This is a genomic window from Bradyrhizobium jicamae, from assembly GCF_001440395.1.
Lineage (GTDB): Bacteria > Pseudomonadota > Alphaproteobacteria > Rhizobiales > Xanthobacteraceae > Bradyrhizobium > Bradyrhizobium jicamae.
This window is the reverse complement of sequence record NZ_LLXZ01000202.1, coordinates 18,298-27,071: the sequence shown is the minus strand read 5'-3', so window position 1 is coordinate 27,071 and position 8,774 is coordinate 18,298. Positions and strand designations below refer to the sequence as shown.

General features: G+C 64.5%; 9 protein-coding genes. 4 read left to right on the top strand and 5 right to left on the bottom strand.

Annotated elements, in window-relative coordinates; translation table 11 throughout:
- The 5 genes from CQ12_RS34845 to CQ12_RS34825 form a co-directional block, all read right to left on the bottom strand.
- Nucleotides 1–1,131: esterase-like activity of phytase family protein (locus CQ12_RS34845; protein ID WP_245310292.1), on the bottom strand; the 1,131-nt coding region annotated here is incomplete at its 3' end.
- Nucleotides 1,132–1,246: 115 nt separating this feature from the next.
- Entirely contained in the window at nt 1,247–2,047 is an 801-nt protein-coding gene (locus tag CQ12_RS34840) for a heme ABC transporter ATP-binding protein (RefSeq protein WP_057839799.1), read from the bottom strand.
- Nucleotides 2,044–3,135, bottom strand: a complete 1,092-nt coding sequence (locus tag CQ12_RS34835; protein ID WP_057839798.1) for a FecCD family ABC transporter permease — start codon at nt 3,133–3,135, stop codon at nt 2,044–2,046. The genes CQ12_RS34840 and CQ12_RS34835 overlap by 4 nt, the downstream gene beginning before the upstream one ends.
- Nucleotides 3,132–4,085: a heme/hemin ABC transporter substrate-binding protein gene (locus tag CQ12_RS34830; protein ID WP_057839797.1), complete on the bottom strand. Its 954-nt coding sequence runs from the start codon at nt 4,083–4,085 to the stop codon at nt 3,132–3,134. The genes CQ12_RS34835 and CQ12_RS34830 overlap by 4 nt, the downstream gene beginning before the upstream one ends.
- A 19-nt stretch (nt 4,086–4,104) precedes the next feature.
- Complete coding sequence (locus tag CQ12_RS34825; protein WP_057839796.1) at nt 4,105–4,311, bottom strand: hemin uptake protein HemP; 207 nt, start codon at nt 4,309–4,311, stop codon at nt 4,105–4,107.
- 326 nt (nt 4,312–4,637) lie between these two features.
- Here CQ12_RS34825 and CQ12_RS34820 point away from each other — a divergent pair, with 326 nt between their 5' ends.
- From CQ12_RS34820 to exbB, 4 genes are all read left to right on the top strand, one after another.
- The gene (locus tag CQ12_RS34820; protein ID WP_430642294.1) at nt 4,638–6,947 is read left to right on the top strand and encodes a TonB-dependent hemoglobin/transferrin/lactoferrin family receptor; all 2,310 of its coding nucleotides are present in this window, start codon (nt 4,638–4,640) and stop codon (nt 6,945–6,947) included.
- A 134-nt stretch (nt 6,948–7,081) separates the two neighbouring features.
- On the top strand, nt 7,082–7,417 hold the full coding sequence (gene hmuQ / locus CQ12_RS34815) for a heme-degrading protein HmuQ (RefSeq protein WP_057839794.1): 336 nt from the start codon (nt 7,082–7,084) through the stop codon (nt 7,415–7,417).
- Between the two features lie 12 nt (nt 7,418–7,429).
- Nucleotides 7,430–7,945 (top strand): heme utilization cystosolic carrier protein HutX, encoded by a 516-nt coding sequence (hutX, locus tag CQ12_RS34810; RefSeq protein ID WP_057839793.1) that lies wholly within the window; start codon nt 7,430–7,432, stop codon nt 7,943–7,945.
- A gap of 56 nt (nt 7,946–8,001) precedes the next feature.
- The gene (gene exbB, locus CQ12_RS34805) at nt 8,002–8,763 is read left to right on the top strand and encodes a tonB-system energizer ExbB (protein WP_245310297.1); all 762 of its coding nucleotides are present in this window, start codon (nt 8,002–8,004) and stop codon (nt 8,761–8,763) included.
- The last annotated feature ends 11 nt before the right edge of the window (nt 8,764–8,774 follow it).

Genomic DNA, 8,774 nt, shown 5'->3' with positions numbered 1-8,774 from the left:
CAGGTCGATATAGGCGATCTTGCGCACCGGCTTGCCGACATTGGCGTCTGACAGTTCGACCTTGTAGACGCGCTTGAACTTGGCGAGGTCCGAAAAGCAGTTCTCGCCGCGCTGGCCGGCCGGGCAGGCCTTGTCGGCGGTGCCTTCGCCATTGTCGCGCTCGATGATCAGGCCGGTCGACGCGTCGATCATGTTGAAATCGCCGATGGCGTTGCCATTCTGCTCGAACACGTAAGTCCAGTAGCGGCCGGTGAATTTTTCGGCGGCGATGTCGAATTCGAGAATCCGCGACGCTTCCTTGCCGTCGACCTTTTCAACGTCCTTTTTCTCGGCGTCCCAGAGCGGGCCTTCGAGCAGGCCGTAGAGGAGTTTTCCGTCCTTCGAGGCGGCAAAGCCTTCATAGCCCTTGGAACGGCGCAGGTTGACGGTGGTGTAGCTCGCGCCCGGCGTCGCCGGCGACTGCACCGACCAGTGATCCGGCGAGCGCACCGGCTTGCCGTCGGCGGTGGTCTCGAACACGGCCAGGATCTTGCCGGTCTTGTCGGCCTTCAGCACATAGGGGCCGAACTCGTCGCCGATCCAGAAGGTGTCGCCGACGATCTGAAAACCTTCGGTGTCGAAATCGGCGCCGGTGAGGTAACGCTTGGTGGTGTCCTCATGCACGATGCGGAACGGCACCTTCTTGTCGGGATCGTGCAGGAAGATGGTTTCCTGCCGCTCGATCTTGCCGCTGGCCCAGTCGATCTTGTGGCGGTTGAGATACAGCATCGAGTCGGCCGAGTTGTAGCGCGAGCCCATGCCGTTGTCGGTGAGCACCCAGAACGAGCCGTCCGGCATCACCTTGATGCCGGAATGGCCCTGCAGCGGCTGCCCCTTGAACGGCAGCGAGACGCCGGTCGGCCGTTCATAGGACTTGCCCATCACGGTGCCGACGGCATCGGTGCGCTTGCCGGTGGTGTATTTGCCTGCGGTCTTGAGATCGTCGGGCGCGTCAGCAGGCGCGTCGATGAAGCTCTGCGCCGGCAATACGGCGTGCCCCTTCAGCGTGGCAGGAAACTCCCCTTCGCCCTGCGCGAATGCGGCACTGGCCAAAAAGACTGACGCGACGGAGCAGAGCAATGACACGCGCATGGCGGATCTCCTTGTGATGACGATGCGCTGTGTCTTGCGGAGCAGCTGTTACAGCCGGCTGACAGTTTCATGAACGGCGTGTGACGCCGTTGGATAAAGCTGCGGCGTTATGCCCTTACGGCGATGCCGCCGGCCGCATGGTTTGCGGCAACAGGAACGGCACACCCTGGTCGGTGTAGTCGATCGTCACGTCCACTTCGAAAATCCGGCGGATGGTTTCCGCCGTGATCGCTTCATTGCGGCCGCCGTCGACGGCGAGCCGGCCCCGATGCAGCAGCACGATGCGGTCGGCGAAGCGCATGGCGAGATTGAGGTCGTGCAGTACCGCGATCACGGCCGTGCCGTTCAGCGCGCGCCGCTTTGCCGTTTCCACAAGGTCGATCTGGTGGCGCATGTCGAGGCTGGAGGTCGGCTCATCCAGCAGAAGAAGGCCGGGGCCATGCTGCGCCTCGCCGCAGGCGAGCTGCACCAGTACGCGGGCGAAATGCGCGCGCTGCTGTTCGCCGCCGGAAAGCGTCGGCAATTGCCGCTGGCTGAAATGTGCGAGGCCGACCTCGCCGAGTGCCGCCTCGACCAGCGGCTGTGCGGTGGCGCGGCCGGCATCGCCCGCGCCCATATGGACGATTTCCTCGACCGTGAACGGGAAGGTGACGTTGACGTGCTGCGACAGCATCGCGCGGTGAAACGCGAGCTGTCGCGGCGGATAGAGGCGGATGTCGCGCTGCTTCAGCCTGACCTCTCCCCGTGTCGGGCGAAGATCGCCGGACAGCATCCGCAGCAGCGTCGATTTGCCGGCGCCGTTGGGGCCAACGATGGCGACCATCTCACCCGCCCTGATCTGCAGATCGATGCTGTCGACCAGCGTGGCGCCGCCGACCACCATCGAGACCGACTGTGCTTCGAGAAGGGCGGTCACAGCGAAACCAGCCCACGCTGGCGCAGCAGCATGCCCAGGAAAAACGGCGCGCCGATCGCGGCGGTGAGAATGCCGATCGGCATTTCCGCGGGCGCCACGATGGTACGGGCCAGCGTATCCGCGCCCGTCATCAGCACGGCGCCAAACAGCATCGAGGCCGGCAGCAGCAGGCGGTGCGCCGGTCCGATCACCAGCCGCAGCAGATGCGGCACCACGATGCCGACGAAGCCGACGACGCCGCAGACGGAGACCGCAACGCCGGTCATCGCCGATACCAGCACGATCGAAATCCGCTTCAGGCGTTCGACGTCGACGCCGCTGTGAAACGCCTCGGCCTCGCCCAGCACGAGCACGTCGAGGCCGCGCCCGATCCAGACGCAGGCGATGGCCGCGCACCCGAGCACCGGCGCCAACGTGGCCGCCTTGGGCCAGGTCGCCCCGCTCAGCGAGCCCAGCATCCAGAAGGTGATGTCGCGCAACTGACGATCGTCGGCGATGAATACGAGAAGCCCGATGCCGGCATTGGCGATGGCCGCGATCGCAATGCCGGCCAGCAGGAAGATCGCGATCGACGTCCGCCCCGAGCGGCTCGCGATCGAATAGAGGATGATCGTCGTTGCCAGCGAGCCTGCGAATGCCGCGATCGGCAGCAACTGATGCTGCATAAAGCGCAGGCTCTGCCCCATCTGGCTGTCGGTGAAGACGATCGCCGCCGCTGCCGCCAGCGCGCCGCCGGAGGAAACGCCGACCAGCGCGGGATCGGCGAGGGGGTTTCGAAACAGCCCCTGCATGATCGCACCGGATGCCGCGAGCAGCGCGCCGATCATCGCCGCCGCCGCGATCCGCGGAATCCGGATCGACCACACGACGAGCTGATCGCGCGCCAGCGTCGGCGACGGCGCGGCGTCCGGCCACAGGCCGAGGGCGGCCGGCAGCCGCGCCAGCGGAATTCCGGCAGCGCCCACGGTGAGGGCGATCAGCGCTGTGCCGGCAAGTGCTGCGAGCAGACAGACGATAGCCAGGGAAGCGGACGGGCGGAACGCATATCCGGCGCGACGCCTCGTGCCGGCTCCGGTCAACGCTGTCATGACCGGCAGTTGGCCGTCAGCGCCGCCGGCGCAAACTTCTCCGCCTGCGGCGCCAGCGCCGGATAGAGCTTGACCGAGAGATCGCGGGCGGCTGCCGCCGTGCGCGGCCCGAAGCCAAGCAGATAGAGGCCTTCCATCGAGATGAAGGCCTTGTTGGCCGCAGCCGGCGTCAGCGCGAAGGCGGGATGGACGTATACGGCTTCGGCATCCAGCGAGTCCTTGCCGCGCTGGATCGAGAGAACGACGTCGGGCTTGGCCGCGACGATCGCCTCGTCGTTGATGGGCTTGTAGCCCTCATAGCCGTCGATGGCGTTGACGCCGCCGGCGAGCGCGATGATCTCGTTCGCCGCGGTATTCTTTCCGGCGGCCATGGCGCGACCGTTCAATAGCGACATCACGAACATCACGCGGACAGGCTTGGTTACCTTGGCGCGCAGCTCGCGCAATTGCGCGAGGTCGCCGGAGACGGCCGCGGTCAGACATGCGGCACGGCTGTCCGCGCCCATGGCGTGGCCAACCAGCTTGATCTTCTCGATCAGGCCCTGTTCGGAGAAGGTCTCGGGCACCAGCACCAGCGGCACCTTGGCCGCGTCCAGCACATCCATGGTTTCCTTCGGCCCCGACCCCTGTGCGGCGAGCACCAGCGACGGATTGAGCCCGAGCACGCCCTCGGCGGAAAGCTGGCGCATGTAGCCGACATTCGGCTTGTCGCGCAGCGCCGCGGCCGGATAGAGGCTGGTCGAATCGACGCCGGCGAGACGGTCCTCGAAACCGAGCGCATAGAGAATCTCGGTGATCGCACCGCCGATCGAGACGATCCGCCCAACGTCGCCGATCGTGACGTCGCGGTCGCGGGCATCGTGCACCGTGATGCCGGCAGCGAGCGCGACGCTGCCGAGCAGGAAACAGCCCGCAGCGGCCGTCAACGCGAGCGTGCGACAAATTGTCATTGCCGGTTCACCTTCGCGGTCACTTGGTCAGGATCAGCTTGTTCTGCGACGTCAGCCGCAGGCGATAGCTCTCCTCGCCATGCGCGATGATGATCTCGCGCTCGTTGGCGAACAGCTCGCGACTGTCGATCCGGTTGCCGTTTACAACGAGAGATCTCGTCGCGGCAGCGGAATTTGCCGATTGTGTTCGGGCCTCTCCGAGCTTGCTTCCCCCTGCTGTAGACATTTCGCGTCTTGGTGCCCCGAAAAATTCAATCGATCTGAGCTTGTACCGTTGGGCGGGGCTGCAATCCAACCACTGCACTTTACAATCGATATAAAGTGCCCGGTGGCATTATTGACCGTTCCCGCAACGCGGCGTAACGAGGGTGAATGCGACACGTGCGGGGGTGCCCGGTCGCGACAATTGGTAGCCAGCAAGCAGCCGTTCATCACCACGGCGCCCGCCAGCCAGACCCAAGAGATCAGATAACAGGTTGGGGCAGTATGGCTTTCGGGGCTAGGTATTCGCGCGCCTTGGTTTTGGGCGCGTCCGCATTTTCGTTTGCAGTGATGTCGTCAAGCGCAGCGTTCACGCAGGCGCTCGAGGCGGAGGCCGTCACGCGGTCTGCCGAGCAGAAGAAGCAGAAACAGGCCAAGCGCCAGCAAGCCAAGCCGCAGCAGGATACTCAGACGACGGCGCCAGTGATGAACGCGCGGGCGCAGATCGGCGCCGTGCCGGTGCAGTCGCTCGATGCGATCACGGTGGCGGCCTCAAAGACCGAGGAGCGCGCGATCGACGCGCTGGCGCCGGTCAGCGTGGTGACGCTGGAGCAGATCCAGGGCCTGCAGCCGAACCGGCTGTCCGACGTCCTCTACCGCATACCTGGCGTGTCGGTCCAGGAGCGCGGCGACGATCCCGCGACCGTCATCAACATTCGCGGTCTGCAGGATTTCGGTCGCGTCGCTGTTGTGGTCGACGGAGCGCGGCAGAACTACCAGCGTACCGGGCACAACGCCAACGGCTCGTTCTTCCTCGATCCCGAATTGGTCGGCAGCGTCGATGTGGTGCGCGGTCCGACCGCGAACATCTACGGCTCCGGCGCCATCGGCGGCGTGGTTTCGTTCCGCACCAAGGATATCAACGACGTCGTGCGTCCGGGTGAGCGCTGGGGCGTCGATATGACCGGCGCCGGCGGTACCAACAACGCTCGCGGCCTCGGCTCGATCTTCGGCGGCGTGCGCGCCGATCCCAATGTCGATGTATTCGGCGGCGCGGTCTACCGCACGCAGGGAAATTACAAGGACGGCAACGGCACTGAGATCGGCAATACCGGCAACGAGATCGCAGCCGGCCTGATGAAGGTCACGGTGCGGCCGGCTGATGGTCACGAGATCAAGCTCGGCGGCATTTTCCAGGACTACCAGTACAGCATCGGCCAGTTCAATCGCGGGCCGGTTCTGACCGCTGCGCAGCGCGCGCTGTTTCAGGGGTCGTCGGTCTATGCGTCCAACGCCAAGAACTACACCGGCACGCTCACATGGAAGTACAGCAAGCCGGACGACAACCTGTGGGACTGGAACATGTCGCTGTACGGCAACCGTACCGACAACGACCAGCTCAAGACCTATCATAACAGCGCCACCGCCGCCGGCGCGGCCTTTTGCGGCAACGGCAGCTTCGGCAACAACATCTCGGGCTGCGTCGGCGACAGGCGCGGCTATGTGCTCGATACGCTCGGGATCGACGTCTACAATACGACGAGGTTCAACGTCGGCGATTGGCGCAATGCTGTGACGCTTGGCCTCGATGCGTTCCAGGATGACGTGAAAACCTTCGACAGCCGCGGCAATTCCAACATCACCACGCCCAGCGGCCTGCGCACCGTTTCCGGCGGGTTCGCGCAGTTGAAGCAGAACTACTCGACCTGGTTCGAGGCCATCAGTGCGATCCGCTACGACCGTTACGATCTTCATTCGCCGTTTGTTGCGACCGGCGGTGGTGGCGACCGGTTCTCGCCAAAGTTCACAGTCGGCGTGACGCCGGTGCCCGGCTTTACGCCCTATGCCAGCTATGCCGAAGGCTACCGTGCGCCCGCGATTACCGAGACGTTGATCGCCGGCGCGCACGCCACCGGCGGTGGCCCCGCGCTCTTCCCGTGCCCGGGCGGTACTGCCGGCCTGTTCTGCTTCCTGCCCAATCCGGGCCTGCAGCCCGAGGTCGGCAAGAACAAGGAAATTGGCATCAACCTCAAGTACAACGACGTGTTCGCGGCTGGCGACAGCTTCCGCGGCAAGTTCAACGTGTTCCGTAACGACATCGATGACTATATCGACCTGGTTGCCTCGACCCCGAGGTCAGCCATCCTGGTCCCGGTCCCCGGACTGTTCAGCCAGTTCTATCAGTACCAGAACATCGCGCATGCTCAGATTGAAGGATTCGAGTGGGAAACGGTGTACGACACGGGCCTGTGGTATGTCGGCCTCTCAGGCAATCTCATGCGTGGCAAGAATGTCGCGACCAATGTCGGGCTGGCGACCATCACGCCGCGCAAGGTCGTCACGACCGGCGGCGTGCGCTTGCTTGATCGCAGGCTGGTGCTGGCGGCGCAATGGTCCTCTTTCGGCGCCAACAACGACGTGCCCGCCGGCTATCTGCCCGCCACCGGGTATGAGCTGGTCAATCTTTACCTGACCTGGAATGCGACCAAGGACATTGTTTTCTCGGCATCGATCGACAATCTGTTGAACCAGTACTACCGGCCTTACGCCGTTCCCGGCAGTTCGACCGATGGCACCAACCAGAACGACGTGTTGTGGTCGAGCCCCGGACCGGGCAGGGTCTACAAGGCCGGATTGAAGATTCACTTTGGCGGAGTGTAGTTCGACGAGCTGACAAGCCAACAAAGCCGCACCGGGCCGCGCTGATGCTCCAGCGCGGCTTCGGTGCATGCGTGTTTCCAACCAACTCAACGGTACGCCAGGCGCACCTCAGCAACCCAGCAAGGAGATTTTAGATGTTTATCGCAATGAACAGGTTCCAGGTGAAGATCGGCTCTGAAGCCGCCTTCGAGACCGTGTGGCGCACGCGCGAGTCCTATCTCAGCAGCATGGCCGGCTTCGTCGAGTTTCATCTGCTCAAGGGTCCCGTCGCCGAGGATCACACGCTGTACTCGTCGCATACCGTCTGGGTCGACAAGGCCGCCTTCGAAGCCTGGACCAAATCGGAAGAGTTCCGCCGGGCGCACGCCCGCGCCGACAACAAGACCGGCGAAAGCCTCTATCTCGGCCATCCCAAGTTCGAAGGTTTCGAGGTGATCCTGAGCGAGCGCAAGTCCAGCGCCGCCGCGTAAGAGGAGGGTGCGATGTTGAGCACGGAGCTTGCCGACCTCAAGGCGTATATGGCGGAGAATCCGGGCGCGGTCATCGAGGATGTGGCGCGGGAACGGAAAGTCACTCCGCGCGCTGTCCTGGAAGCGATGCCGGAAACGATGGTGCGTATCGGCGGCGGCAGTGAGTTTGGCGCTGCGATGAACGATGTCGCGCAATGGGGCGAGGTGACGTTGATCGTCCACACCGACGACGCGATCTTCGAGTTCACCGGCGCGATTCCGGCGGGAGAGGTCGGTCGCGGGTACTTCAACCTGATGCAGCCCAAGGGATTGCACGGGCACCTGCGGCACGAGCGTTGCGCGGCTATCGCCTTTGTCGAGCGGCCCTTCATGGGCAAGTCGTCGGCGTTCATCGCCTTCATCAATGTGGACGGCGGCATCATGTTCAAGGTGTTCGTCGGCCGCGACGAGACGCGGGCGCTGCGCAGCGATCAGTTGCAGCGCTTTCATGCGCTTGGCGAAAAGATCGCGTCCGCCCGCGCGGTGTAACCGATCCGGAACTGTCAGCCCGGGAGACGATCATGCAGCGAACGATGCTGGAAATTATGATCCGTTGGTGTGGCGCGGCCGGAGTGACGGCTTTGCCGGGAGCGGCGTTCGCCGCGACTGACGTTGCGCTGCTGCCGCGCAATTTGTCGCCCTGGAACATGTTCGTGAATGCGGACCTGGTGGTGCAGGCGGTCATGGTGGGCCTGGCCTTCGCCTCGCTGGTGACGTGGACGGTCTGGCTGGCGAAAACCATCGAGATCCGCCGCAAGACCGCGACCGCCAGGCGCCGCCTCAGCATGCTGGAAAGCGATACCATGCTCGCCAAGGCCGAGCAGGAAAGCCGCGGCGGCAATGATGCCGTGGCGCAGATCATCCAGTCTGCCGCGCGCGAGGCCAGCCTCTCCGGCGGTCATTTCGATGATGGCCTCACGGAACGGGTGGCGCTGCGACTGGAGCGGGTCGAGGCGGCGATGTCCAGGCAGATCGCGCGCGGCACCGGCGTGCTCGCCACCATCGGCGCCACCGCGCCGTTCGTCGGCCTGTTCGGCACGGTCTGGGGCATCATGAATTCGTTCATCGGCATTTCCGAAGCCAAGACCACCAATCTTGCCGTGGTCGCGCCCGGCATCGCGGAAGCGTTGCTTGCGACCGCGCTCGGCCTTGTCGCGGCGATACCGGCGGTGGTGATCTACAACCATCTCACCCGCACCATCGCAGCCCATCGTGCGCTACTCGGCGACGCCTCGGCGGTGGTGCTACTCCTGATCAGCCGCGAGGGCGACCGCGACTCGTTTCGTCTCGCGCGCGCCGCCGAGTGAGGGAGTGTGAG

What these genes read in the sequence shown, in the direction of transcription:
- hutX (WP_057839793.1), top strand. Translation starts at nt 7,430, where the DNA reads ATGTTGAGCACGGAGCTTGCCGACCTCAAGGCGTATATGGCGGAGAAT.
- CQ12_RS34830 (WP_057839797.1), bottom strand. Translation starts at nt 4,085, where the DNA reads ATGACAATTTGTCGCACGCTCGCGTTGACGGCCGCTGCGGGCTGTTTC.
- CQ12_RS34820 (WP_430642294.1), top strand. Translation starts at nt 4,638, where the DNA reads ATGTCGTCAAGCGCAGCGTTCACGCAGGCGCTCGAGGCGGAGGCCGTC.
- exbB (WP_245310297.1), top strand. Translation starts at nt 8,002, where the DNA reads ATGATCCGTTGGTGTGGCGCGGCCGGAGTGACGGCTTTGCCGGGAGCG.
- CQ12_RS34825 (WP_057839796.1), bottom strand. Translation starts at nt 4,311, where the DNA reads ATGTCTACAGCAGGGGGAAGCAAGCTCGGAGAGGCCCGAACACAATCG.
- CQ12_RS34835 (WP_057839798.1), bottom strand. Translation starts at nt 3,135, where the DNA reads ATGACAGCGTTGACCGGAGCCGGCACGAGGCGTCGCGCCGGATATGCG.
- hmuQ (WP_057839794.1), top strand. Translation starts at nt 7,082, where the DNA reads ATGTTTATCGCAATGAACAGGTTCCAGGTGAAGATCGGCTCTGAAGCC.